Annotated in this window: 27 protein-coding genes; 5 read left to right on the top strand and 22 right to left on the bottom strand. The window is 48.9% G+C overall.

Features of this window, described 5'->3' with window-relative positions; all coding sequences use genetic code 11:
- Positions 1-7 precede the first annotated feature (7 nt).
- The 10 genes from AC4IFB_RS00965 to AC4IFB_RS00920 all read right to left on the bottom strand — a co-directional run bounded on the left by AC4IFB_RS00965 (position 8) and on the right by AC4IFB_RS00920 (position 9,517).
- Positions 8-1,426, bottom strand: a complete 1,419-nt coding sequence (locus AC4IFB_RS00965; RefSeq protein ID WP_490779114.1) for a glutamate-cysteine ligase family protein — start codon at positions 1,424-1,426, stop codon at positions 8-10.
- A gap of 22 nt (positions 1,427-1,448) precedes the next feature.
- Positions 1,449-2,102 (bottom strand): N-acetylmuramate alpha-1-phosphate uridylyltransferase MurU, encoded by a 654-nt coding sequence (murU, locus tag AC4IFB_RS00960; RefSeq protein WP_490775143.1) that lies wholly within the window; start codon positions 2,100-2,102, stop codon positions 1,449-1,451.
- 316 nt (positions 2,103-2,418) lie between these two features.
- Positions 2,419-3,675, bottom strand: coding sequence for a transcription termination factor Rho (gene rho / locus AC4IFB_RS00955; RefSeq protein ID WP_490775144.1), 1,257 nt, complete (start codon positions 3,673-3,675; stop codon positions 2,419-2,421).
- 178 nt (positions 3,676-3,853) lie between these two features.
- Positions 3,854-4,180, bottom strand: a complete 327-nt coding sequence (gene trxA, locus AC4IFB_RS00950) for a thioredoxin TrxA (protein WP_490775145.1) — start codon at positions 4,178-4,180, stop codon at positions 3,854-3,856.
- Positions 4,181-4,388: 208 nt separating this feature from the next.
- Entirely contained in the window at positions 4,389-4,724 is a 336-nt protein-coding gene (locus tag AC4IFB_RS00945; RefSeq protein WP_490775146.1) for an STAS domain-containing protein, read from the bottom strand.
- Entirely contained in the window at positions 4,714-5,193 is a 480-nt protein-coding gene (mlaD, locus tag AC4IFB_RS00940) for an outer membrane lipid asymmetry maintenance protein MlaD (protein WP_490775147.1), read from the bottom strand. Before mlaD ends, AC4IFB_RS00945 begins: the two co-directional genes overlap by 11 nt.
- A gap of 2 nt (positions 5,194-5,195) precedes the next feature.
- Positions 5,196-5,978 (bottom strand): lipid asymmetry maintenance ABC transporter permease subunit MlaE, encoded by a 783-nt coding sequence (mlaE, locus tag AC4IFB_RS00935; protein WP_490775218.1) that lies wholly within the window; start codon positions 5,976-5,978, stop codon positions 5,196-5,198.
- Complete coding sequence (locus AC4IFB_RS00930) at positions 5,975-6,790, bottom strand: ABC transporter ATP-binding protein (protein WP_490779113.1); 816 nt, start codon at positions 6,788-6,790, stop codon at positions 5,975-5,977. Before AC4IFB_RS00930 ends, mlaE begins: the two co-directional genes overlap by 4 nt.
- Before the next feature lie 320 nt (positions 6,791-7,110).
- Positions 7,111-8,877, bottom strand: coding sequence for an Ig-like domain-containing protein (locus tag AC4IFB_RS00925; protein ID WP_490779112.1), 1,767 nt, complete (start codon positions 8,875-8,877; stop codon positions 7,111-7,113).
- A gap of 331 nt (positions 8,878-9,208) precedes the next feature.
- The gene (locus AC4IFB_RS00920; protein ID WP_490779111.1) at positions 9,209-9,517 is read right to left on the bottom strand and encodes a (2Fe-2S) ferredoxin domain-containing protein; all 309 of its coding nucleotides are present in this window, start codon (positions 9,515-9,517) and stop codon (positions 9,209-9,211) included.
- 238 nt (positions 9,518-9,755) lie between these two features.
- Here AC4IFB_RS00920 and AC4IFB_RS00915 point away from each other — a divergent pair, with 238 nt between their 5' ends.
- Together AC4IFB_RS00915 and coq7 are read left to right on the top strand one after the other, a co-directional pair.
- The gene (locus tag AC4IFB_RS00915) at positions 9,756-10,952 is read left to right on the top strand and encodes a (Fe-S)-binding protein (RefSeq protein ID WP_490779110.1); all 1,197 of its coding nucleotides are present in this window, start codon (positions 9,756-9,758) and stop codon (positions 10,950-10,952) included.
- A gap of 46 nt (positions 10,953-10,998) precedes the next feature.
- Positions 10,999-11,643 (top strand): 2-polyprenyl-3-methyl-6-methoxy-1,4-benzoquinone monooxygenase, encoded by a 645-nt coding sequence (gene coq7 / locus AC4IFB_RS00910; protein WP_490775152.1) that lies wholly within the window; start codon positions 10,999-11,001, stop codon positions 11,641-11,643.
- 70 nt (positions 11,644-11,713) lie between these two features.
- Here the strand turns inward: coq7 and AC4IFB_RS00905 are convergent, their stop codons facing one another.
- Both AC4IFB_RS00905 and AC4IFB_RS00900 read right to left on the bottom strand, forming a co-directional pair.
- Complete coding sequence (locus AC4IFB_RS00905) at positions 11,714-11,869, bottom strand: hypothetical protein (protein WP_490775153.1); 156 nt, start codon at positions 11,867-11,869, stop codon at positions 11,714-11,716.
- Between the two features lie 130 nt (positions 11,870-11,999).
- On the bottom strand, positions 12,000-12,470 hold the full coding sequence (locus AC4IFB_RS00900) for an ankyrin repeat domain-containing protein (RefSeq protein WP_490779109.1): 471 nt from the start codon (positions 12,468-12,470) through the stop codon (positions 12,000-12,002).
- A gap of 514 nt (positions 12,471-12,984) precedes the next feature.
- On the opposite strand from AC4IFB_RS00900, the gene apaG reads away from it, so the two are divergent.
- The gene (apaG, locus tag AC4IFB_RS00895; protein WP_490775155.1) at positions 12,985-13,368 is read left to right on the top strand and encodes a Co2+/Mg2+ efflux protein ApaG; all 384 of its coding nucleotides are present in this window, start codon (positions 12,985-12,987) and stop codon (positions 13,366-13,368) included.
- Positions 13,369-13,482: 114 nt separating this feature from the next.
- Complete coding sequence (locus tag AC4IFB_RS00890) at positions 13,483-14,313, top strand: symmetrical bis(5'-nucleosyl)-tetraphosphatase (RefSeq protein WP_490779108.1); 831 nt, start codon at positions 13,483-13,485, stop codon at positions 14,311-14,313.
- Between the two features lie 82 nt (positions 14,314-14,395).
- Here AC4IFB_RS00890 and folA read toward each other — a convergent pair whose 3' ends face one another.
- Genes folA through lgt form a run of 3 tightly spaced genes read right to left on the bottom strand, consistent with a single transcriptional unit; the run spans position 14,396 to position 16,610 of the window.
- Positions 14,396-14,884, bottom strand: a complete 489-nt coding sequence (gene folA, locus AC4IFB_RS00885; protein WP_490775157.1) for a type 3 dihydrofolate reductase — start codon at positions 14,882-14,884, stop codon at positions 14,396-14,398.
- Positions 14,885-14,912: 28 nt separating this feature from the next.
- Positions 14,913-15,707, bottom strand: a complete 795-nt coding sequence (locus AC4IFB_RS00880) for a thymidylate synthase (protein WP_490779107.1) — start codon at positions 15,705-15,707, stop codon at positions 14,913-14,915.
- A 57-nt stretch (positions 15,708-15,764) separates the two neighbouring features.
- Positions 15,765-16,610, bottom strand: coding sequence for a prolipoprotein diacylglyceryl transferase (lgt, locus tag AC4IFB_RS00875; RefSeq protein ID WP_490775219.1), 846 nt, complete (start codon positions 16,608-16,610; stop codon positions 15,765-15,767).
- A 239-nt stretch (positions 16,611-16,849) separates the two neighbouring features.
- Between lgt and AC4IFB_RS00870 the strand changes: the two genes are divergently transcribed.
- Positions 16,850-17,224, top strand: a complete 375-nt coding sequence (locus AC4IFB_RS00870; protein ID WP_490775159.1) for a helix-turn-helix domain-containing protein — start codon at positions 16,850-16,852, stop codon at positions 17,222-17,224.
- Between the two features lie 149 nt (positions 17,225-17,373).
- Here AC4IFB_RS00870 and AC4IFB_RS00865 read toward each other — a convergent pair whose 3' ends face one another.
- The 7 genes from AC4IFB_RS00865 to gcvPA all read right to left on the bottom strand — a co-directional run bounded on the left by AC4IFB_RS00865 (position 17,374) and on the right by gcvPA (position 24,418).
- Complete coding sequence (locus tag AC4IFB_RS00865) at positions 17,374-18,015, bottom strand: hypothetical protein (RefSeq protein WP_490779106.1); 642 nt, start codon at positions 18,013-18,015, stop codon at positions 17,374-17,376.
- A 266-nt stretch (positions 18,016-18,281) separates the two neighbouring features.
- Positions 18,282-18,746 (bottom strand): molybdopterin synthase catalytic subunit MoaE, encoded by a 465-nt coding sequence (gene moaE, locus AC4IFB_RS00860; RefSeq protein ID WP_490779105.1) that lies wholly within the window; start codon positions 18,744-18,746, stop codon positions 18,282-18,284.
- Between the two features lie 3 nt (positions 18,747-18,749).
- Complete coding sequence (gene moaD, locus AC4IFB_RS00855; RefSeq protein WP_490775162.1) at positions 18,750-19,001, bottom strand: molybdopterin converting factor subunit 1; 252 nt, start codon at positions 18,999-19,001, stop codon at positions 18,750-18,752.
- 198 nt (positions 19,002-19,199) lie between these two features.
- Entirely contained in the window at positions 19,200-20,438 is a 1,239-nt protein-coding gene (locus tag AC4IFB_RS00850) for a molybdopterin molybdotransferase MoeA (protein WP_490779104.1), read from the bottom strand.
- A gap of 87 nt (positions 20,439-20,525) precedes the next feature.
- A complete protein-coding gene (locus tag AC4IFB_RS00845; protein WP_490779103.1) occupies positions 20,526-21,458 on the bottom strand; it encodes a carbohydrate kinase family protein in 933 nt (310 codons plus the stop codon).
- 106 nt (positions 21,459-21,564) lie between these two features.
- On the bottom strand, positions 21,565-23,010 hold the full coding sequence (gene gcvPB / locus AC4IFB_RS00840) for an aminomethyl-transferring glycine dehydrogenase subunit GcvPB (RefSeq protein ID WP_490779102.1): 1,446 nt from the start codon (positions 23,008-23,010) through the stop codon (positions 21,565-21,567).
- Between the two features lie 10 nt (positions 23,011-23,020).
- Positions 23,021-24,418 carry an aminomethyl-transferring glycine dehydrogenase subunit GcvPA gene (gene gcvPA / locus AC4IFB_RS00835; protein WP_490779101.1) on the bottom strand — a complete coding sequence of 466 codons (1,398 nt, stop codon included), beginning with the start codon at positions 24,416-24,418 and terminating at the stop codon, positions 23,021-23,023.
- Positions 24,419-24,447 lie beyond the last annotated feature (29 nt).

Here is a 24,447-nt window from a genome sequence, read left to right as displayed (position 1 = left end):
TACAAAACTAAATATCCCATTCATGGACAGGCTTGCCACGCTCTTGCCTCTCAAGGTAGGCCTTGGTCAATCCCTGCATATCCACTCCATACTTCGCAACCCACTGCTTTTGCCAGATAGCCCCATTGACACCCAGAGTTACCCGTTTACGGATAATCTCCAACCAATGGTCGACTGACTCAGGATCGATGCCAAGTGAAAGCAGTCCGTCTTTTGAAATAGGTAGCAGCTGTTCGCCAATCAACTGTGCTGCAGGAAGACGCTGCCAGCCAAACCAATAGAGTTGGGATCGCAAACCATACCTGGCAGCCTGATAGAAATTACTACGCGCGCGAATAAATCCCATCTCTTCTTCAGGCCGCTCATATCGTTCAGCCAGACCGGTTACAAGGCCAAAATAGAAAGCGGCATTGGCAATCATATCCGGCATGCTGGGGCCAGCAGGCACAACCCGATGCTCAATACGGAGATGGATCTTGTTGTTTTTATCAAAGCCGATCAAGGGGCGGTTCCAGCGCCAAATGGTGCCATTGTGCAGTCGCAAATGAGCCAGTTTTTCAATTGGCTCATCCAATAACCTGGGAAGCAGGACGGGATAGCGCTGCAAATTGGCTCGAAAACTCTCCATCATAGACTGGTAGATATAGCGAATTCCGAAACTGACTCGCTTGGTCAAATCGGAAGCCCCCACCGAAATTGACTGTTCGAAGAGAGGAATTCTTGTCTCATCCCAGAGATTCCGACCAAACAGGTAGGGTGAGTTAGCACTCAATGCAACCATCGGAGCAGAGACGATCTTAGACAGATTATAGAGTTTTGCAGCCTGGCTGACAGCCACCTGCAGGTGGATTTGAAAAGAGGTTGCCGCCGATTCAAGCATCACATCATCATGACAAAGGTCGAGTGACTCAGGACCATCAATATGCAGTTCAACCGGCTGCCCATTACGTAACTTGAATACTTGATCATTCAACGCCCGATAGCGGTTCAGCGGTGACATATTTTCCAGACTGAGATCTGCTTGGCGAAGGGTGGGCAATATGCCAAACATCCCCATTTGATCTGAAAATTTTTCAGCTTGCTGGTTGCACTCTTGCCAGATGCCCAGTAGTTCCTGGTACATCTCGTTTAAAGCACCCTGCCTCAGGGAACGGGGGGTTGTGTTGATTTCCAGATTAAAGGTTGCCAGTTCTGGCACCACATACCGCTTATCCAAGCCTTGCAGCAAAACCTGGTTGAGCGGCGCTGGATTACCTTGACTATCGAGTATACAAGCTTCGAGCTCCAATCCCCCGATCTGACCCTGATCACCGATCAAGCCATCCATGAACCACTCGTCAAGAAGACGGGTTTCAGATATCAGTCGCCGCTGAAACTCTGCGAAGTCTGATTCTGAAAAGTTGCTGGAATAGATCTCCTGACCCATGATTTGCCCATTTAGTGTGGTGCTACATATCCTGTTCCAGTGCGCGTAATCGCTCCGGTGTTCCTACATCAACCCAGTTGCCGTTGTAACGTTCACCTGAAACACCACTCTGAGATATCGCTCTGCGTATCAGAGGTGCCAAAGGAAAAGCTTCGCAGCGACAGCCCTCAAAAAGCCTGGGGTGATAGACACCAATACCGCTGAATGTCAGACACTCTCCTTGATGCTCTGAGATCCGGTTGCCCTGTAAGTAAAAGTCCCCTCGTGGATTGTGACCAGGATTTGGAACCATAACCAAATGCGCTAGGTCATTAACCGAAAGTGAGAGGCCGGAAAGATCAAAATCACACCAGACATCCCCATTGATCACAACAAACGGCGCCTCACCCAATAGGGAGAGTGCCTTGAAAATACCACCCCCAGTCTCCAGGGCTTTGCCTTCAGCAGAGTAGTGAATATCAACCCCCCACTGATCACCCCGACCCAGGTGAGCTTCGATCATCTCCCCCAGATAGGCATGATTGATCACCAATTCCCGATAGCCGGCAGCCGCGAGCTTTTCGATATGATGAACAATAAGTGGCTTTCCAGCCACGGGTAACAGAGGTTTTGGCAACTTGTCGGTCAATGGCCGCATGCGCTCGCCACGGCCAGCGGCCAGAATCATGGCTTTCATTAATTATTTAACCCAACAACAAACAGAGTATTTTCAGACTACTTTAAACAAAACAACACGCCTTAAAAGCCAAACTGTAACCTCTTGCCTCGACCTTAGCTACACTCTGTCTAAAGTATAGCCGCAGAGAATCCACTGGTTGTTGCCTCTTCAATGACACAGTCTGATTAAACCAAAAACCCAAATCGCCTCTTCATTCTGTCCAGCTGATCTTTTTAGGTTAAGGCAGTGAGATAAAATAAACAGGCAATAAAAAATGGGGGCTTTAGGCCCCCATTTTTTATTGCTACAAGCCCGACGGCCAAATAGTCTATTTTCAGCCCTTCATGGCATCAAAGAACTCATCGTTAGTCTTACTGACTTTCAGCTTATCAAAAAGGAATTCCATCGCTGCCAATTCGTCCATAGGATGAAGTATCTTGCGTAGAATCCACATCTTCTGCAGCTCATCCGGCTTCATCAGCAACTCTTCGCGGCGGGTACCAGAACGATTTATGTTTATTGCAGGGAAGATACGTTTTTCTGCGATACGTCGATCAAGATGGACTTCCATATTGCCAGTGCCTTTAAACTCTTCATAGATTACATCATCCATTCGAGAGCCTGTATCTACCAGCGCTGTGGCAAGAATGGTCAGAGAGCCACCCTCCTCGACGTTTCGGGCAGCACCAAAAAAGCGTTTTGGGCGATGTAATGCATTCGCGTCGACACCACCAGTCAATACCTTACCTGAGGAAGGAATTACCGTATTGTAGGCACGCGCCAGACGAGTAATGGAATCAAGTAGAATCACCACATCCTTCTTGTGTTCGACTAACCGTTTGGCCTTCTCAATTACCATTTCAGCAACCTGAACATGTCGGGTAGCCGGTTCATCAAAGGTACTCGAAATGACTTCCCCGCGTACCGAGCGGGCCATTTCCGTGACCTCCTCAGGGCGTTCATCGATTAGCAATACCATCACATAACACTCTGGGTGATTATTGGTGATCGACTGGGCGATATTTTGTAACATCATTGTCTTACCCGCTTTTGGCGGGGAGACGATCAAGCCGCGTTGTCCTTTACCAATTGGCGCACACAGATCGATGGTTCGAGCGGTAATATCCTCGGTGCTGCCATTACCAATCTCCAGATGAAAACGCTGGTTGGCAAACAGTGGAGTAAAGTTCTCGAATAGAATTTTACTTTTCGCATTCTCCGGTTTGTCGTAGTTGATTTTATCAACCTTCAACAGCGCGAAGTAACGCTCACCATCCTTAGGAGGACGAATTTTACCGGAGATGGTATCGCCTGTACGTAGACTGAATCTACGAATCTGACTCGGAGAGACGTAGATATCATCAGGACCGGCTAGATAGGAGCTGTCTGCAGAACGCAGAAAACCAAACCCATCCTGGAGAATCTCCAACACCCCATCACCGAAGATGCTTTCACCCTTTTTTGCGTGGGCTTTGAGAATAGCGAAGATCAGATCCTGCTTGCGGGTCCTCGCCATACCCTCTATTTTCATGGTTGTTGCAAGGTCAGCCAGTGCTGGCACAGGCATTTTCTTTAATTCGGTAAGGTTCATAATGATTTAGGAGTTGTTGTTGTCTGAGAAATGAGTTTGGAAGGAAATAGGCCCGTTCCGGGATTGTTGATTACTATATATTTTGATTCTTTATCAGTTCAGGCCTGAACAGTGCGAGGAGTCTACAATGATCGGAAGCTGGCAGACAGTGGTGATACGTCCTGCACCTGAGCTCTATCTATAAATTACTATCGATGAATGCCACAAGTTGTGATTTTGATACGGCCCCGACTTTAGTCGCCTCAACTTCACCATTCTTGAAAAGCATCAAGGTTGGTATACCACGGATCCCATAACGGGGCGGGGTGTTGGGGTTCTCGTCAATATTAAGTTTAGCCACCTTTAGCTTATCGCCGTATTCCTTAGCGATTTCATCCAGTACTGGGGCAATCATCTTACATGGACCACACCACTCGGCCCAGTAGTCGATCAGAACTGGCTGACTTGATTGAAGTACGTCAGACTCAAAAGAGTCGTCAGTTATATGAACAATCTGCTCACTCATTGATTGAGGATCTCCAACTGAATGCTTGGGGATTTTTTGAACGGATGCTATCCGCCACTATTAATCTGTTTGAATCCAGTGACACACCGTGAGACGAATTAACTATATCGAGGGGAACAACTGGATAGGATTGATTATTGAATCTTAAAAATGATCACATTTCAAGGCCTAAATGTTAATAACCCGACATTAATTGACAAAATTCCATTTAAACCTGACTCGGATGGGCGATATAACCATCAAGCAGGGATTCAATCTGGCATAAGTGGGCTATTGATAGAATAGCCTCAGGCACACCGATAAAACTGACCTTAGTTTCCCGCTCTGCAGCCCAGGCCATCCATTCCAGCATCAATGCAAGACCCGCACTGTCCGCTTTTTCGACCTGAGAAAGATCGATTTCGATCTCTGGTAGAGCAACAAACAACTTTTCTGACTGTTGCAACAGAACCTTTGCATGTTCGAATGTCATCGCGCCATGCACTTGAAATTGAGATCCGTCTGCTTTTTCTATCCTTGCTTCACTCACGGCTTCAAGGCTCATCGGAGATTGCGTTCTCCTCAGCCTTGCTGAAGAGAAATTGTCCGATAATCTCTTCCAGAACCAGTGCAGACTGGGTCATCATCAATTCACTTCCCTGCTCCAGACTCTCAAGACTGCCACCAGGATCAAGACCGATATACTGCTCACCCAGCAGACCTGAAGTGTATATCTTAGCGATACTGTCATCTGGAATCTGATTGAACTCAGGATCTATAGCGAGAGTCACTACCGCCTCAAAGCTACTCTGATCATAGGTAATTCCAGCGACACGACCCACCCTTACACCAGCCATTGATACCGGAGACCTGACCTTCAAACCGCCGATATTATCGAAACGGGCGGTTATCTTATAACCTTCATTTGCTGAAATACTGGCAAGATTACTCACCTGCATCGCCAGAAAAAAGAGCGCCACAAGGCCCAACGCCATAAAGAAACCGACGGTAATTTCCAACTGTTTTGTCTGCATGATTATTCTCCAAACATCAACGCCGTCAGTACAAAATCCAGCACCAGCACAGCCAACGCTGAATGAACAACCGTCCGGGTAGTCGCCTGACTGACACCCGCCGACGTCGGGATCGCATCGTATCCCTGAAAAAGTGCTATCCAGGCGCATACGAACCCGAACACAAAGCTTTTGATTACGCCATTGAGGACGTCTTCATTCCAGTCGATCTTCGACTGCATTTGACTCCAGAAGGCCCCATCATCAACACCCAATAGACCCACACTGACGAAATAGCCACCGATAACCCCTATCGCACTGAACATGGCGGCCAATAGAGGCATGGATAAAAAACCGGCATAGAATCGCGGCGACAAGATGCGACGAATCGGATCAACCGCCATCATCTCCAGACCTGACAGCTGCTCAGTCGCCTTCATCAGGCCGATTTCAGCAGTCAAAGCTGACCCGGCACGCCCTGCAAACAGTAATGCGGTAACAACAGGCCCCAACTCACGCACCAGGGACGCTGCCACCATCACACCCAAACTATCCTCGGCGCCAAACTGTGACAGCACATAGTAGCCCTGCAGCCCCAGCACCATACCTACGAACAGACCTGAGACCACGATAATTGTCGTGGTGCGTACGCCGATACTGTGGATCTGTGCAGCTAAAAGCTTTAAACGGGGCAGCAGACTGGTCAAACCGAAAAGGATCTGAACCAGTAGTAGATGACCTCGTCCAAGTCTTTCCAGGGCACCAAGCCCTACGCGTCCGAAATTGGCCAATAGATCAAACACTATCCCGCCCCTCTCATGCTCAACAGGTCTTCTGACAAAGTCGGTGCCTGATAGTGAAAGCCGACAGGTCCATCTGGCAATCCACTCATGAACTGTTTCACAGCCGGTGAATCGGAGCCCATCAAGGCATCAGGGGAGCCGGACTCAATCACCTTTCCGCCAGAGATCACATAAATCAGATCTGATATACCTGCCGTCTCTTCTACATCATGAGAAACCAGGATACTGGTCAAGCCAACCGCATCATTCAATCGTCTCACCAATTGAGCCAACACGCCCATGGATATGGGATCCTGTCCGGTGAAAGGCTCGTCATACATCACCATCATTGGATCAAGGGATATAGCCCGCGAGAGCGCTACTCTTCTTGCCATACCACCGGACAGCTCGGAGGGCATCAAATCCCGTGCACCGCGCAGGCCAACGGCCTCCAGCTTCATCAACACCAGACGTCGGATCATAGACTCCGGAAGGTTGGTGTGTTCACGCAAAGGATAGGCAACGTTATCGTAGACAGTAAGATCGGTCAGGAGTGCCCCACTCTGAAACAGCATCCCCATTCGCATACGCAGCTTATAGAGCGCCTTTCGTGAGAGTTTATGGACATTCTCACCATCCACTTCGATGGTGCCCTTGGAGGGTCGCAGCTGGCCGCCGATCAATTTCAGTAAGGTGGTCTTACCTGTTCCACTGGGCCCCATAATAGCCGTCACCCTGCCTCGGGGAATATCGATATCTACACCATTGAAAATAGTGCGGTTGCCATGCGAAAAATGGAGATTGCGAATTTTGACCAGTGGAATGCTAGTGTTCACTGTTACCTTCTAACCGGGAACCCTTGGGATAATTGAAGTTCGGGCATTGTGGCGGCGGGATGGCAGGGCGTCAAGCCTAAGTCAGTGACTATTTTAGATATACGTACTGAATCACAGCCTTCTACGCATTAGAAAGATCAAGAAAAAAGGGAGGGAAAGTTAATTACATCGTTCCAGCTGAGATTGTGCGACTGAAAACAGTCAGAAGCGCAAGCCAGGTCCCTGCTTCCATGCAGGGTAAGCCTGGCAGATAATGAGATATTTTCTTAGTCCTAGCCCAACACCAAAAATCAAATTAATGTAGCGGTTTCAATTTCCAATTAAAAACTGACATCAAATCTTGTAACGCTTTCCCTTGGTATTGGCGTTGTCACTAGAATTGTCAACGGGCCAACGGCATCGTCTGGAATGATGAAAGTAAAAATATCCGATCCCAGCCGAGTATCCAATCGGGCATTAAAGCTTGAATCAGGCACTTCATAACGATCTTTAATCGTGCCCTCTTGGAGAGTTGCAGTAACAATTGTCCCCCCAGGCATGATTTGCCCGGTTTGAGCGCCTACAATTTCGAACGTCACTGAGGCACCAGGACCTGGCGTGCCGGAAATTAATCTGATTGAAGCTAAACTCTCAGACATGATCATGACAATGTCGTCACGCACATTTATGTTCTTTTCGCTGCTGCACACCGGTGATGTGATAGGTGTAACATCATAGCAGACGCCAGGATCCTCACCTGCAGCCACAGCCTTTTGCGCATCTTCAACAGCAACCGCATCACAACAGAGGGTGCCATTATAGTTGGGATCGCTGTTGGCATCATCGTAAATACCATTGGTGTTGAAATCCACAAACTCTTCAAAGCTTGGATCCTTGACGTTATCTTCGTTATCGTCCCTGAAGGCCTCGGGTATATTGGCAAAAGGAGTGTCTCCACTATCAAGAACACCGTTTCCATTGGCGTCGATGAAGCTCTCCTCTCCCAACATACTTGCAAGAATGGTGACCCGTCCCGCCATACCGCCGGGTACAAAGTCTTCTGCCGGCCGGGGGTTCGAACTGGTCCAGGTGACTGAGCAGCTACCATTTGTAATCTGACATTGTGATTGGATCTGCCCACCCTCGGTGGTGAAGTAGACTGATGAACCATCAGGAACCGGATTATTGAAATGGTCGGCGGCATGGACAGTCAACGCAACCTCAACACCATCAACTCCCCAGGCCTCAGGATTAAATTTCTCCGTGCTCAGAGAGATACTGTTTTGATCGGAAATCCCTGTGGAAATAATCAAACCGTCTGACTGGGTGGAGATCAACGGATTGGAATCCAAGGATGCGGTAACACGTACCGCCGTGGGGATGGTCCCAGATTTGACATCGGTACCTACCAATCCATTGGAATCGCTGACCGCAGTCTCTGCACCCGCTGGAATATTCGCTCCACCTACATCGGTACTCAATGTAAAATTAACCCGCTGTTGTGGGACCGGGTTGCCATTCTGATCTAGCACCCTGAAAGATACCCGGGAGACCTCGGTCAAACCAACACCCCGCAAGCCTATGAGGGTCGGCTCGGCTGATATGAATTCCATAGACCCGATCTCAGCAGGTTGCACATTGATGGTACCGGTTGCAGTAGTGGTATCGCCATTGACAGTTACAGTCGCACGAATCACATCAGTCCCAGAACAACCCATGGCGACGTAGGTTGAAGTAACCACACCACCAATCGCATCGACTGGCGTATCTACTGTAGCCAACCCGGTCGAGAAACAATCGGTATTGAATGAGATGCTCGCGTCTTCTTGATATAGATTACCATCACTATCAGCGAGGGTTGCTGAAATTGTAGTCTGACCTCCGGCAGCAAGGGAAGTCACTGCGATATCCAATACACCCGGGAGAAAAGATGTGCCTGAACCACTGCCGAGGAAAATATTTGCCCCGCCGGCACCTTCATCTTCGATTGTGTCACCATTTTCAGTAGAAACAGCCTCATCCCAAGGCGTCTCAGCATCACCACCACCGCATGCGGCAAGCAGGAACATAAGAATAAAAGGGGTGACAAAGCGGGCTAAACCTGACATGGCGAACTCCAAAATCCCATATGAAACAGTCCATTAAGGGAGGATACTTAGACTAATTTCTTAATAGTATACAAACACTCGACTATTGCAAGGAATTATAAGCAATCAAATGGCAATTTTTTCACCTTAATACAAACACAGGTCACGCTTTTGCATCAGGGATTGCAAGCCACTTAAATCACTCAATCCTCGGCTTCTACATCATAGCGGCAGCATCAGTTAGCGCTTTAGAAAAAATCAAAACACCTTTATGGGAATATAATTCCCGTAGCGCCAATTTAACAACTGATTCAGGCTATTTTCTACTCTATACCTTCACCAGACAGGAAGATCAAACAGCCAATCTTTCAACCCTCTCCCCATTAATAAGATGTCGCTGCAGGATCTCATCGATATCCTCACGATCTACATAGGTATACCAGACCGCATCGGGATAGATAACCATCACCGGCCCCAGATCGCAGCGATCAAGACAACCGGCTGTATTCACCCTGACCCCCCCAGGCCCATTCAGACCCACCTCCTTAACCTTCGACTTCAGATAGTCGCGCATCGATTTTGCACCGTGATCTCCACAGCAGGCACGTCCATCCTCTCGCTGATTGACACAGAAGAAAAGGTGGTAGCGATAGTAGGACATAGGTTGGCCTCGTCAATGTTTTGAACACTATGACCTTTGAGTTCCACTCTAAAAGGCCATAATCTCTTTGGGAATCTTAAGCGTTATTCGCTTCACAACCAAGTAAAGCAGATGAGATTGACCTATATCCACAATTTCTGACGCCTTCATCCCTATTTTCATATAAATCTGTAAGTCGTCTCCAACTCTCACGAAAATTCAGGTAAAATGGTGATCTTTCCCTATAACTCTACCCATTGTGACACCAGAAGACCTGCTTGCTGAAGCAGACCGTTGCGTAAAATGCGGTCTCTGCCTACCTGTATGCCCTACCTATCGCCTGCTGGCCAGCGAGGCTGATTCTCCCCGCGGCAGGATCAGTCTGATTCAGGCATTGGTCAGAGAGGAGATCGATCTCCATTCGAATATCGAAATACATCTTGATCGATGCCTCAGTTGTCGCGCCTGTGAATCCGCATGCCCATCCGGCGTTCGTTACGGCAAACTGCTGGATACCAGCCGGGAAGTGATCACGACAAAACACCACCACAGATATCTGCTGAAATCTGTTATCGATCAATTATCCAGTGTCAGACGCATTAACATTTGGAATAGAGTTTTCCAGATATTTCGCCGCTCCGGGTTGGTTGCTCTGGCAAGTTACCTGCCTCTACCACGAATTCGTCGACTGCTCTCTATTGCCGATCATCTACCATCAAAACCCAGCCATCGAGCCGGTTTTTACCCCGCATCAAAGCCCACAGGCCGGAGTGTTCAGTTGTTTACTGGTTGTGTGGGGTCTCAAGTTGAAGATAGATTGATCCAGAGCACTCTACAGATATTGAGCAGGCTCGGTTACGCAGTTGACATACCTGTAGAAGACTCTTGCTGTGGCGCACTCCACCGCCACAATGGCTATGCTGCCGATGCAGAACAACACTGTGACACCGTCCGCCAGCAAACCCTCAGAAGCAGCGCACAATATCTGCTAACCATAGCCACAGCTTGCCATCTTGAGCTTGATGAACAGAGCGCCAGCAATCTTCCTCTGATCTCAGTCACAGATCTTCTTCTACAACTGCCTGTTGGTGATTTTCCTCCCCTGAAACCACTACACAAAAAGGCCGCCATACACATACCCTGCTCGGCGCGCAGTGACCGGACTCGGGAGTTATTGAGTAAGATTCCTGACCTACAACTGTTTGAACTAGAGGAAAATGGTCTTTGCTGTGGTGCAGCCGGCAGTTACATGCTGACCCAACCAGAACTCTCATTGCGGCTCGGACAGGCTAAAATCGACAGTTTGAAAGCCTCTGGCGCTGACCTCCTGATCACTACCAATACTGGCTGCGCCATGCAGTTTCGACAACTGATCAAGGAGGCAGATCTCTCAATTGAAGTTTTTCACCCAATTGAATTGATTCTAAATCAGTGGAACGACAACCCGAAAGGATAATCAAACAGGGTTGAACACACCCTGCAATTGACGCTATGGTTTGCTGATGACTGAACGAAAATTCAAAATGACGGATCAACTGATGATCGGTCTGGATACCGCGGTGAGAACCCTGTTTGGCAGACCTCAGGTCACTGAACGGAAGAATCCAGCAGATAAGCTCAAAGAAGCAGATCTGAGTGACCAGGAGCGGGATCTGACTGCTCGACTGATGCGTATCAACCATACCGGTGAGGTATGCGCCCAAGCCCTCTACCAAGGCCAAGCCTTGACAGCCCGTCTGCCTGAGGTGAGAGAACGCATGGAGAGGGCCGCACAAGAGGAGAACGATCATCTTGCCTGGTGCGAGAATCGACTGCTTGAACTCGACAATCGAAAAAGCCTGCTGAACCCTTTCTGGTATGCCAGCTCATTCATGCTAGGCGCAGCCGCAGGAATAGCAGGAGACAAATGGAGTTTGGGTTTTGTTGCTGAAACCGAGCATCAGGTTGAATCCCACCTGGATGACCATATCAGTAGAATCCCACCGCAAGACGAAAAAAGTCATGCTGTGCTGGAGCAGATGAAAATCGATGAAGCTCAGCATGCTGTGATGGCACTGGAAGCCGGTGGAGCCACTCTACCTCAGCCCATCAGGGCCGCCATGAAACTCACATCAAAAGTGATGACGAAATCGGTCTTCTACCTATAAACAGGAGCGTCTTGCCGAAAACAGACTCTTTTTGAAACAATTCATTTGAAAAAAATTGGATCTCTTCGGTCTATCCAGCCTTAGCCTGAGAAACTTCACTGTGAACAACCTCATGCCGATCGATGGCGCTGACCTGGACAGCCAGTGTCAACCCAAAGCCAATCATGACCAACACCACCACCACGGCAAAGAAATCCGGTTTATGATGTGGATGCTGTCTATTCATATCTCTTACTTTCTCAATCAATGACTTACTATTAATTATTCGTGTACATTACAACGTTTACTTTGACATTCATCACGTTGTTGCACCCGAATAAACCAAATACCTTCCTTTGTGATATCAACTCACAAGATTACTTCTGATCTTTAGCCGCACTTTCTGTAGCACCCATTTCACTCAGCAGAGCTGACACTTGAGTATGCTTTCCCCGATTAGCCAACCCCAGCGGGGTATTGCCAGCCTGATCTGCTGCATTGACATCAGCACCGCGCTGAATCAACAACCTAACCACCTCCAGATGACCGAATGCTGCCGCATCAATTAGCGGGGTCTGGCCAGATTTATCAGCCAAATTGACATCAGCACCCGCGGCTAACAAAGCACGCACCGTCTGCAGGTTTCCATTAAAAGCCGCTATATGCAGAGCAGATCGACCGGAAGGGTTAGTACTATTAGCATCAACCCCTTGGGATAGCAGATCATTGACCCGCTCCACTTGCCCCAATGTCCCAGCCGCAAGCAGAGCCTGAGCCTCCGGGGTAAGCTCAGCAGACATACCCATTTGGGTGACGAGCAACATCAATATCAATAAACCCACTCTCATTTGAGTCAAATTCCTATCACATTCCCTGCAAACCATATCGGCATCCGAATTTATTTCTTGAAATGTCATGCATGAACCACTGATTTTTCAGTAGACACTGCCAAGCCAGTGATCGACGCCATTTGCACAGGCTATCTTGTGGTAGTATTAACCCGGCACCTTGAATAGCCTTGTTCAGGTAATATTCTGCTCATTACAGCAAACCTGAACCAATCTCATGGAAATAGACCCAACTCTTTGAAGAGGCTATTGAACAATAATCTTTCTCCCACTAGCCGTTGCACTCCCCTCTGCGCCTCAGTAATCTTTAACCTGAAACAGTGGGTTCATGATGGAAGCAGAGTGTCAGACCTTGGTTTTCAGGTATGGGAGAATAACCTTAGCTTCATCCATAGTTTGAGCGGTTTTTTTAACTACAGGAGTAGACAACTTGCGCAATGAGCCAGCTTAGTCCAGCAGATTCAGGTTTTATCCTTTGCAGTACCAAAATAAATAACGGCCAGGTTTGAGAAAAATGGAAGAGGAAACGAAGCACGATATCGAAGTTCAGGTTGAGACACGATACATCGAATCTCAATCACTACCCAAGGAACAGAGGTATGTCTTTTCCTATACGGTAACCATTCGCAACGAAGGCGACTCTTCGGCGCGATTGATGAATCGTCACTGGATCATTACCGATGCCAATGGCAAAACGCAGGAAGTCCGAGGTGAAGGGGTAGTCGGTGAGCAACCACATCTCAATCCAGGAGAGACATTTCGCTACACAAGCGGTACTGTACTCGACACGCCTGTCGGCAGCATGCAGGGAAGCTATGACATGATCGATGCACAAGGCAACCATTTCGACGCCTTAATCCCTGCCTTTTCACTTGCACGTCCAGGCAGCCTGCATTGATCCAATCAGAAATATCACTATCCAATAGTCAAACATGTAGTTTCATATAAACAGACGCGCTGAACTCACTATTACACCACCAGTCAAACCACTAATAAAAAATAAAAGTTAACTATGGCTATTTATGCAATTGGGGATGTACAGGGTTGTTATGATGAGCTTCAGCGCCTGTTGGAGCTGATACATTTCGACCCCGCCAAAGATAAGCTCTGGTTTGCCGGAGACCTGGTCAATAGAGGTCCTAAATCACTTCAGGTTATCCGTTTCATCAAATCTCTGGGGAGTCGTGCAGTTTCAGTTTTAGGCAACCATGACCTGCATCTTCTTGCGCTTTCTCAAGGTAATACCAGCCATCAGAAACATGGTAGCCTTGCAGAGATCCTCGATGCCCACGACAGCAGTGAGTTGATTGAGTGGTTACGTCATCGCCCGGTGATGTATCACCACTCCAAAAGGGGCTATAGCATGATTCATGCGGGGCTACCGCCACAATGGGATCTCAACCGAGCTTTAAAATGTGCTGCTGAACTTGAGTCGACCCTCAGGGGCCCTGGTTTTCATGACTACTGCCAAAACATGTATGGCAATAAACCTGACATCTGGAAAGAAGGTTTACGCGGCATAGAGAGATTGCGCTTCATTACCAATTGTTTTACTCGCCTTAGATATTGCACTAAGGATGGCCATCTCGCGATGCGGGATAAAGGACCGCCGGAGCAGCACCTTAACGGCTCAATTCCCTGGTATGCCATTGCTGGAAGAAAAACCAGAAATGACCGCATCCTGTTTGGTCACTGGTCTACCCTGGGTTACCGCCAAATCAACAATGTGTGGTCTCTGGATAGTGGCTGCTTTTGGGGTGGACAACTCACTGCACTTCGAATCAGGAAGCACAAGCCACCAAAACCTTATCACCTGCCCTGCTCATCCAGGCGGAGCGGTTAAACCTGGAATCTGCAGTTGACTGTCGATTCCAGGCTGAAGAGAATCCATTCATTCAGACCCAGAAGATCATCTCCCCGAAAGTCTATTTACGCACCAGATTCACAAATGAATAGCTAAAGGTGTTCTTTTCATCTGCAAGGTGTTCTTCTCGATTCTCCTCCCGCCATTGACTCCGTTCAATCTCAGGGAAATAAGCATCACCTTCCACATCAGCATCGACCAGTGTCAGATAGAGACGATCCGCTCTTGGCATCATCTCGGAATAGAGATGACCACCCCCAACAATCATCACCTCAGGTACACCCGCCACTGCCGCCAAAGCTTCATCCACGGAGTGCACCACTTGACCACCAGGCGCCTGATAGTCTGGGTTTCGGGTTATAACGATATGCTGCCTGCCCGGTAGCAGACCCGGTAATGATTCCCAGGTATTTCGCCCCATCACTATCGGCTTCCCCAGGGTCAGGGACTTAAAGTGTTGCAGATCGGCGGGCAGGTGCCAGGGCAAGCGATTCTGGTGACCAATCACCCCATTCCGGGCCACTGCTGCAATAAGAGAGATTACGGACACTTGCACTCCTTATAATATGGACAAAATATCAAACGGCTACCGGTGCCTTGATATGTGGATGCGGGTCGTAATCGGTTAATTCAAAATCCTCGAAGCGAAAAGCAAAAATATCCGTTACCTCTGGATTGATCGACATTCTGGGTAAATTTCTGGTTTCGCGGGCAAGCTGCAATTCTACTTGTTCGAGGTGATTGAGATAGAGATGAGCATCGCCAAATGTATGCACAAACTCCCCAGGCTTCAATCCTGTTACCTGAGCCATCATCATGGTCAGCAGTGCATATGAGGCGATATTAAACGGCACACCAAGAAAAATGTCCGCACTGCGCTGATAGAGCTGACAAGAGAGTCGCCCCTCCGCCACATAGAACTGAAATAAGCAGTGACAGGGGGGGAGCGCCATGGTGTCGACCTGCGCGGGATTCCAGGCAGAGACAATCAGTCGCCGTGAGTCTGGATTCTGCTTGATCTGTTGAACCAGCTGACTGATCTGATCGATATGTCCACCGTCAGGCGCCGGCCACGACCGCCATTGATAGCCATAAACAGGCCCAAGATCACCATTTTCATCTGCCCACTCATCCCAGATTCTGACACCATTCTCCTTCAGGTAGCGGATATTGGTATCTCCCTGAAGAAACCACAATAATTCATGAATAATTGATCTCAGGTGGAGTTTTTTTGTGGTGAGCAGTGGAAAACCCTGCTGCAGATTAAACCTCATCTGATAGCCAAATATGCTTCGGGTACCAGTGCCTGTTCTATCTTCTTTGGTGGTACCGTTATCGCGCGCATGGCGCATAAGATCAAGGTACTGTTGCATGCTATTGCCTAAAGGTCTGATTAACAACCGGCACCATAATCGGTTAGGTTCAGAGGTTCAAGCCTGGGAACGGCTGACGATGGGTCTGTAGGCCAGATAGAACAGCAGAATACCAAATAAAACCATAGGTAGGCTCAACAACTGACCCATGGTCAACCAGCCAAATGCCAGATAGCCGATATGTAGATCCGGCATGCGTACAAACTCAATGCCAAAGCGGAAAATACCGTAACAGATCAGAAATAGACCGGAAACCGCCATTCTTGGCCTGGCCTTGGAAGAAAAAATCCATAGGATCAGAAACAGCAGCACGCCCTCCAACAGGAACTCATAGAGTTGATTTGGATGTACAGGGGGAGAGTAAACCGCATCGGGACTCAACCCCAGCCTGGCACACAGACTATCTGCCTCGACACAAGGTACCCGCATCCCCCATGGGAGATTGGTTACGCCTCCCCAAAGCTCAGCGTTGATAAAGTTACCCAGTCGCCCAGCACCCAGACCAATGGTCACCAACGGTGCAATAAAATCAGTTGCATCAAAAAAAGTATGCCCCTCTTTATGGGCAAAAAACCACATCGCTAACAAAACACCAACCAGGCCGCCATGAAAGGCCATACCGCCTTCCCAAACCATGAAAATTATGAGCGGGTTTCCTAAAAAACTCTCTAAATCATAGAACAGGAGGTAACCGACTCGCCCACCCAATACAACCCCAAGCACGATGTAGAAGACGATGTCGTCCACCTGAGGCGCACTCCAGACAATGCCAGGCTTACCCACGCGCACCCGCCCGAGCCACCACCCCCCAAAGAAGCCGATGATATACATCACGCCATACCAATAGATATTGACTGACCCCAGGGTCAGTAGCACAGGTTCAATGTCGGGGTAGGTCAGCATGGCAGGCATATTATCACAGGAATCCCATTCTCCAATGTGACAATTTTTTGTAAATCAACCATTTCCCGACACACAAGCCATGATAGTATGCTGTGATGCTTGTCACACAATTCCCCTGTACTGGAATTAATTTCACAAGCGCCGTGACGTACAAATTCAAAGTGTCAAGTTTTTGTTGGCTGCGCCGCTACCAGGTACAAGATGATGCAATAACCTTTTGGCATCCAACGGGAAGGACAATGAGCTACGTACACGCACAAAAATTTGAAACTTATATACCGCGGGAAATGGATACTCTAGGCTCTAGATTACGCAGAAAACGACGGGAAAGAGGCTGGACGCAAGAGGAGCTGGCGCTTCGTGCTGGCACTAACCAGGCCGTGATCCAGAAGATAGAGAACGGTAAAAGCCTGCGCCCCAGAAAAATCGACGAGATCGCTCAAGTTTTGGATGTTAATCCAGCTTGGCTGATGTTCGGAGAAAACTCTTCGACAGTAGTGGATGATGAGTCCATCGAGGTCGCTAAAGCCTGGCATAATCTGCCTGAACCGATACGTAGCCGGATCAAAAGAAATATATTTGAACAGGTTTTGCTTCACTCGAACAAGAAATAGCTCCCCTTCAATACCGGGATGCTCTTCTGGCGTCCCGGTGCTCAAGATTCCCTGGTTCTATACTCTATTCATTGGCAATCCGATGAGGATTTCAGCCAATGCACAGATGGATTTGAACTGCTGTTTATATCGACTTATGGACAGCCACTCTACTTAAACCTGTAAGAGACCCCAAAAGAGAAAACAGGGTAGTACTTGAAGTCTTCGATATCCTCTTCGAAGCGCTGCTCTTCCAGTGCAAGATCATTGGGATCAACCAGGTCAGCAGCTGACCCTGTGGCTGTTAAGTTCACGCTTCCGGAACCCTGATACATTAATCCAAGATCCACATTGAAGCCCCAGCCATGAGCGTTAAATAAGCCTGTCTCCCAACCCAAACCAAAATAGGGTGCAAAAGATCTGAAATCCAGATCAGCTTCCAGCCCTACATCCCGATAGACAGTGTCACCTATGGTTGTGATCGCGTATCGAGTTGCGCCAGTGATTTCAGAGTTATTTCGAAACACTCCTGCTGTAAAGCGGAAAGATGACTCAAAGGGGTGCCAGTCAGCAAGTAGCGATATGCTGCGCATTTCAAGATCAAGATCATATTCAATGCCGTCGACGCGCTCGTCGAACTCCAGATCATATCGATTCAACCCTAAACGGGCAGAAAACTGATCGGTCAGGTTTATCCCCGCTTCAATACCAAACCCCAAACTACCCAGTCTCACGCTCAACGTTGAGTCATTCGCAAACCCTGGCATAGGTAAAAATATCAAGCCAAGCATCAATCCCAGGCGCTTGTTCATCGACCTCTCCTGTCACCCTATCCATAAAAAATCGTGCAAGCACAATCGTAATAAGATAGGCGGCGACAATTGGGATTTCTTTAAAAAACCATACCTTTTGCATGGATTGTGCAGAGCTCTGTAAGAGATACCAGGAAGTGGCAGAAAAAGAGGTGAAATTAGCTGTTGAAAATCTACATTTTACTCATCTAATCACCCTGGTTAGGGTGGTATCAAGAGACTTGCTTGTGGGCCACCAGGACCTGTTAACACTAACCGAATCGGCCCTAGTTATTCTCTTCGCTCCACTGACGGATAGCTTCATCATCACTTTGCCTTGCATCAACCCATCGCTCACCATTTTCAGTAGCCTCTTTCTTCCAAAAAGGCGCCTGAGTCTTTAAATAGTCAATAATGAATTCACAAGCTTTAAAAGCCTCTTTTCTGTGGGATGAAGCTACTGCGACCAATACGATGGGATCAGTGGGTTTTAACGCCCCTACCCGGTGTACCACACGGCATCCCTGCAAAGACCAGCGCTCAAAAGCTACTGAGACAATCTTCTCCAAGGCCTTCTCAGTCATTCCGGGATAGTGCTCCAGAAAGAGATGATCAACCCTATCTCCATCATTGAGGTCACGCATAAGACCAACAAAGCTCACCACCGCCCCAATGGCTGGATTGTCGCCCCGCAACAGATCCACTTCCAGATTCGGGTCAAACGGCTCACTATCAATGCTGATGCTGAACATTTCTCAGCCTCCAGTTACCGGTGGAAATAGTGCTACCTCATCCCCCTCCTCTAAAGGGGTCTGTGAATTAGCCATCTCCTGGTTAACTGCCATCATTATGCGTTGGTCAGCAGCTAAAAGTCGTGACCAGGCACCCTCTCTTTCACGCAATTGCTGTAAAAGATCCTCAACACAGTAGATATTATCCGACGTTATAGACTCGGAATCGACTCCCAGCTCTTCACGAAATCTGGCAAATAGACGTAGTTGAATCATTCAGGAATCCTCAGTGCAGACTGAAACGGCCGTTTCGGCATTACCGAATAGGGTGCAGCGATTTGAACCTAAAAAATTCAGTTGACCGCTCCATTCTGTGACTAATTTGCTAATTTTTCTGAAAAATTGTTCGGTGAACCTACGCTAATCAGGCTTAGAACAACAGGCCAAACAGTTTCAACAGATAGGCTCTTGAGATTAGACCATCAACTCACTATAGGGAATAAAATCAACAAGATCCCCAGGAGCAACAGCTGTCAATGGCGGTAGAACCACCAATCCATTGGCCCAGGCTACTGAGGTCAGTACTCCGGATGAAGGATTGGAAAAGAGTCTCACCACCTCTCGCCCCTGCTCATCAACTTCCAACCGTCCGCGAGCATACTCCTGGCGTTTGTCCGAGTCGCCTTTCTTGAAACCCGCAACAACCTTACGCGCCAGGGGCTGCACACCCTCAGTCACCCCCTGCATACTCTTGATATAGGGCCTGGTGAATATCGAGAAGGTTACAAATAGTGAAACCGGATTACCGGGTGAACCTAAAAATGGTGTTCCATTGATATGTCCAAAAGCCAACGGCTTTCCTGGTCTGCTGGCGATTTTCCATAACTCCAGAGAACCCAGACTCTCCACTGCCGGCTTCACATGATCCTCCTCTCCGACAGAAACACCCCCGGAAGCCAGCACCAGATCCGCCTCTTCTGCCCCCTGTTGCAGGGCTTCACAAGTTGCTTTAAAAGTATCTTCCACGATACCCATCTGAACCACTTCGCAACCAAGCTGCTGCACCAGGCCCACAAGGGTAAATTGATTGGAATTATAGATCTGCCCGGGCCCCAGATCTCTGCCTGGCATAACCAGTTCATCACCACTGGAAAACAGTGCCACCTTAAGCTTCCGGTAGACTCTCAGCTCATCAACACCAACCGAGGCGGCCAAACCAAGGTGCTGGGGCGCTAATCTCAAGCCAGGCTTGAGAACCACCTCTCCCTGTAAAATATCCTCTCCGGCGCGCCTGATATTTGCACCGACGACCGTTTTTTCATTGACGATCAGGTGATCATCACGCGCTTCGCAGACCTCCTGCATGACAACGACATCCGCACCTGGCGGAATCGGCGCACCGGTAAAGATGCGAGCAGCCGACCCAGGCGCCAATGGCTCTCCAACCGATCCTGCGGCTATGCGTTGATCGATAACCAGATGCTCGACCTCTCCAGAGAGATCTGATGACCTCAGTGCATACCCATCCATGGCGCTATTATCCCAGGGAGGCACATCGACCTGACTATTGACAGGCTCAGCCAACACCCTGCCTAAGGCCTGCTCTAACGGCACTGACTCTTTCTCTATAACCGATACTGCCTGTTGCAGCAGGTAGGAGAGTGCTTCATCAACAGGTTTCAATGATGGCTGATGGCTATCGCAATCACCCATTTTCACACCTCCTAAAACAGAGCAAGATTTAGCATCACAAATTTAGACCAGGGCGTAAGAGAATACTTAGTCACCGGGTTAATAAGCTCAGAACTTATAGTCAAATGCCTTCTCAAACCTATGCCCTAACTCTTCCACGGTGACAAAATGATTTTGGGTTCCAGCTTGTTCAATTTTTACCGCGCCCATCAATGAAGCTATTCTGCCAGTGGTCTCCCAATCCATATCATTCATCAGACCATAAATCAGGCCGGCACGATAAGCATCACCACAGCCCGTGGGATCAACTACCGCTTTTACCGGAGCATTGGGGATCTCGAAAACCTTATCCTGGGTAATAATCTCAGAACCTTCTGCACCTCGGGTAACAACTACGCCCTCAACCATTTGCGCCAATTGTTTCAGACTCTTCCCGGTTCTTTCCTGCATCAGCATGGCTTCATAATCATTGAAGGCCATCCATGTCGCCTGCTCCGCAAACTCAAGCAGACTATCCCCATCGAACATCGGCATGCCTTGACCAGGATCAAAGATAAAAGGCACCCCACTCTCTACAAACTGTTTGGCGTGATCCACCATGCCCTGACGCCCATCAGGAGATACCATCCCCAATGTGCAACCCTCAATTTTTGAGACATCGATATCATGAGCCTGGTTCATCGCTCCCGGATGGAAAGCGGTAATCTGATTATCGTCCTTATCAGTTGTGATGTAAGCCTGGGCAGTATAACTACCCGGTATCACTCGAACATGATCCAGACTGACACCGCACTCGCCCATCCATTTGGCATAGGGTTCAAAGTCATCGCCAACAGTCCCTACCGGCTTTCCTTTGCCTCCCAGCATATTCAGGTTATAGGCAATATTCCCTGCGCAACCACCAAACTCCCGGCGCATATCGGGCACCAGAAAAGATACATTCAGGATATGGACTTGTTCGGGAAGAATGTGATGTTTGAAGTGGTCATGAAAGACCATAATGGTATCGAATGCGAATGAACCACAGATCAATGCCGACATAGCTACCTCTTGTCGCGATAAGTTTCAGTTGTGACTATTGTACAGAGATAAGAGCGCGCGCTTAACCTGGTATGGCATTTCATACCAGGTCTAAATCATATCCTGACTACTCTCCCTTCCAGGCCAGATCGAGCTCACGTGCAGCTCTCACATCATCAAGCCTTTTTACCGGCATGGTGTGTGGTGCATTTTTCACCACATCAGGTTGACTCTCAGCTTCACCCTTTATCTTACACATAATGTCGACAAACTGATCCAGTTCCTCCTTGGCTTCAGTCTCAGTCGGTTCAATCAACAGGCATTCAGGCACCAATAGAGGAAAATAGGTGGTAGGTGCATGCACCCCGTAGTCGAGCAGCCGTTTGGCAAAGTCCATGGTATTCACGTTCAGTTCTTTGGCCTGTTTCTTCAAGGTCAGAATGAATTCATGGCTGGCTCTGCGTGTTGGATAAGCAGCATCAAAACCGGCATCCATTAAACGTTTCAACAGATAGTTGGCATTCAGGGTGGAAAATTCCGATACCCGGTGCATTCCTTCGCGACCCAGCAAGCGGGCATAGACATAAGCACGTAACAAGACCCCGGCATTACCGGCAAACGCCGAGAGCTGCCCGATGGTGTCAGGACGATCTTTCTGAGTAAGCCAGCGATAATCATGGCCATCAAAATCAACCAAGGGAACGGGTAGATAGGGTTCCAGCCGTTCACTCACCCCAACAGGACCTGCACCCGGACCACCGCCGCCATGTGGCGTTGAAAATGTTTTATGAAGATTCATATGGATAACATCAAAACCCATATCACCCGGGCGCACTTTGCCTAAGATGGCATTCAAATTGGCGCCATCATAGTAGAGTAGGCCACCCGCCTCATGCACCATGCCAGCAATCTCTTTGATGCGTCTCTCGAATACACCAACAGTAGACGGATTGGTGAGCATGATGCCTGCGGTTTGCGGCCCCAATGAGGCTTGCAACGCCGCCACATCGATGTCTCCATTCGATCCGGTTGGAATCTCCCTTGTTTTGTAACCACACATCACAGCTGACGCCGGGTTGGTGCCATGCGCAGCATCCGGAACCAGGATCTCATTTCGCGCTGTATCACCCCGGGCATCATGGTAGGCCCGGATCATCGCAACACCAGCAAACTCACCCTGAGCACCAGCTGCGGGAGAGAGAGAGACAGCATGCATTCCAGTAACTGTTTTGAGGATCTCCTGCAACTCATGCATACAGGCCAGGAAACCCTGGCTGTGCGTATCTGGCGCCAGAGGATGGCGGGTTGCCAACCCAGGCAAGCTGGCCAGAGTATTACAGGCCCTGGGGTTGTATTTCATGGTGCATGAACCCAACGGATAGAAGTGGGTATCAATGGCGAAGTTCTTTTGTGAAAGGCGGGTATAGTGCCGCACCGCCTGCATCTCAGATACCTGGGGAAGAGAAGGTCGACTGGTGCGACGCATCTCTTCTGGGATATCAGTCAATTCAGCCATCTCTAAAGGTGCCTGGGCTGTAGCCCGGCGACCGTTTCGTGAATAGTCGTAAATCATAGTTCCCCGCTTACCAATCAGGTTTCAACTGACAGGGCGTCTCGACTTGAGATTGAATCACCCGTTCCAACTTGCCGTGATAGCTCTCAATATCTTCATCACTGCGTAACTCGGTAGCACATACCAGTAGCGCACTACCCAACTCCGGGTAGTCATCTTTCAGATCATAACCACCGAGCACATTGTGAGCAGCAAGCAGACGCAACGCATCACCGGTTTCAATGGGTAGTTCAAGTACCTGCTCATGAAAAACCGAACCAGTAAATTTTGGCTTCACGCCCGGCAAGCCTGAAAGTGCCTGACTGAGTTTGAGTGTATTGGCATGGCTGGCGGCAGCAACCCGCTGCAAACCCTCCGCACCCATGATCGCCATGTGTATGGTCGCAGCAGTCACCATCAGCCCCTGATTGGTACAGATGTTGGAAGTCGCTTTTGAACGCCGGATATGCTGCTCCCGTGCTTGCAGGGTCAGTGCATATCCAGGTTTACCATCCAGATCGACAGTCTTGCCGATTATTCTGCCAGGCATCTGGCGAACCAATTTATCGGTACAACATAAGAATCCGAAATAGGGCCCACCTGAAGCCAGTGGCGCACCTAGTGGCTGTCCTTCACCACAACAGATATCCGCACCCTGTTCACCCCATTCACCTGCAGGTTTAAGGATCGACATTGCCAGTGGGTTGACCACCGCAATAGCCAGCATACCGTTGCGATGGGCCCAGTCTGTCAACTCATCCGTCTGCTCCAGCACACCGAAAAAGTTGGGCTGAGGAATAACCAGTGCCGCATAATCCTCTCCCGCAAACCGCTCCAGATCACTCATATCGACCTGACCACTGGCGCTATCATAGTTGACTTCCACCAACTCGATCTGCTGATTGCGAACTATGCTATAGACCACCCGACGATAAGCTGGGTGTAGATTTTTTGGCATCAGTATCCGCTTCGATTTGGATTTGCGATTTGCTCTGACAGCCATCAGTACCGCCTCGGCCAGTGCCGAAGCACCATCGTAGAGCGAGGCATTGGAGACATCCATAGCCATCAGACCAGTCATCATCGACTGAAACTCATACAATAGTTGCAATGTTCCCTGGCTGGCCTCTGCCTGATAAGGGGTGTATGCCGTATAGAATTCACCCCGAGTGGTCAGCTCCCAGACTGCAGCGGGGATGTGATGATCATAGGCCCCCGCCCCAATAAAACAGAGTGGTTGACCATCAGTGCGGGCCCGCGCCCGCATCAATCTGGAGACCTCCATTTCAGGCAAACCAGAGGGAATCTCCTCCAACTCGCCGCAACGAAGTGCCTCAGGAATTTCATCAAACAGGTCATCGATGCTGTCAACGCCTATGGTCGATAGCATCTCCTGAATATCTTCTTCAGTGTGAGGGATAAATGGCATACCCGCCTCTTGTCTTACTTGAAAGAAAC

This window comes from Candidatus Thiodiazotropha sp. AKIB8, assembly GCF_058244675.1.
The sequence above is the reverse complement of the archived record's forward strand: the minus strand, read 5'-3'. Positions and strand labels throughout refer to the sequence as shown.

Coding starts and splice junctions, on each gene's coding strand:
- AC4IFB_RS00965 (WP_490779114.1), bottom strand. CDS start 1,426: ATGGGTCAGGAGATCTATTCCAGCAACTTTTCAGAATCAGACTTCGCA.
- murU (WP_490775143.1), bottom strand. CDS start 2,102: ATGAAAGCCATGATTCTGGCCGCTGGCCGTGGCGAGCGCATGCGGCCA.
- rho (WP_490775144.1), bottom strand. CDS start 3,675: ATGAACCTTACCGAATTAAAGAAAATGCCTGTGCCAGCACTGGCTGAC.
- trxA (WP_490775145.1), bottom strand. CDS start 4,180: ATGAGTGAGCAGATTGTTCATATAACTGACGACTCTTTTGAGTCTGAC.
- AC4IFB_RS00945 (WP_490775146.1), bottom strand. CDS start 4,724: ATGAGCCTTGAAGCCGTGAGTGAAGCAAGGATAGAAAAAGCAGACGGA.
- mlaD (WP_490775147.1), bottom strand. CDS start 5,193: ATGCAGACAAAACAGTTGGAAATTACCGTCGGTTTCTTTATGGCGTTG.
- AC4IFB_RS00925 (WP_490779112.1), bottom strand. CDS start 8,877: ATGTCAGGTTTAGCCCGCTTTGTCACCCCTTTTATTCTTATGTTCCTG.
- AC4IFB_RS00920 (WP_490779111.1), bottom strand. CDS start 9,517: ATGTCCTACTATCGCTACCACCTTTTCTTCTGTGTCAATCAGCGAGAG.
- coq7 (WP_490775152.1), top strand. CDS start 10,999: ATGACTGAACGAAAATTCAAAATGACGGATCAACTGATGATCGGTCTG.
- AC4IFB_RS00905 (WP_490775153.1), bottom strand. CDS start 11,869: ATGAATAGACAGCATCCACATCATAAACCGGATTTCTTTGCCGTGGTG.
- AC4IFB_RS00900 (WP_490779109.1), bottom strand. CDS start 12,470: ATGAGAGTGGGTTTATTGATATTGATGTTGCTCGTCACCCAAATGGGT.
- apaG (WP_490775155.1), top strand. CDS start 12,985: ATGGAAGAGGAAACGAAGCACGATATCGAAGTTCAGGTTGAGACACGA.
- AC4IFB_RS00890 (WP_490779108.1), top strand. CDS start 13,483: ATGGCTATTTATGCAATTGGGGATGTACAGGGTTGTTATGATGAGCTT.
- AC4IFB_RS00880 (WP_490779107.1), bottom strand. CDS start 15,707: ATGCAACAGTACCTTGATCTTATGCGCCATGCGCGCGATAACGGTACC.
- lgt (WP_490775219.1), bottom strand. CDS start 16,610: ATGCTGACCTACCCCGACATTGAACCTGTGCTACTGACCCTGGGGTCA.
- AC4IFB_RS00870 (WP_490775159.1), top strand. CDS start 16,850: ATGAGCTACGTACACGCACAAAAATTTGAAACTTATATACCGCGGGAA.
- AC4IFB_RS00865 (WP_490779106.1), bottom strand. CDS start 18,015: ATGAACAAGCGCCTGGGATTGATGCTTGGCTTGATATTTTTACCTATG.
- moaE (WP_490779105.1), bottom strand. CDS start 18,746: ATGTTCAGCATCAGCATTGATAGTGAGCCGTTTGACCCGAATCTGGAA.
- moaD (WP_490775162.1), bottom strand. CDS start 19,001: ATGATTCAACTACGTCTATTTGCCAGATTTCGTGAAGAGCTGGGAGTC.
- AC4IFB_RS00850 (WP_490779104.1), bottom strand. CDS start 20,438: ATGGGTGATTGCGATAGCCATCAGCCATCATTGAAACCTGTTGATGAA.
- AC4IFB_RS00845 (WP_490779103.1), bottom strand. CDS start 21,458: ATGTCGGCATTGATCTGTGGTTCATTCGCATTCGATACCATTATGGTC.
- gcvPB (WP_490779102.1), bottom strand. CDS start 23,010: ATGATTTACGACTATTCACGAAACGGTCGCCGGGCTACAGCCCAGGCA.
- gcvPA (WP_490779101.1), bottom strand. CDS start 24,418: ATGCCATTTATCCCTCACACTGAAGAAGATATTCAGGAGATGCTATCG.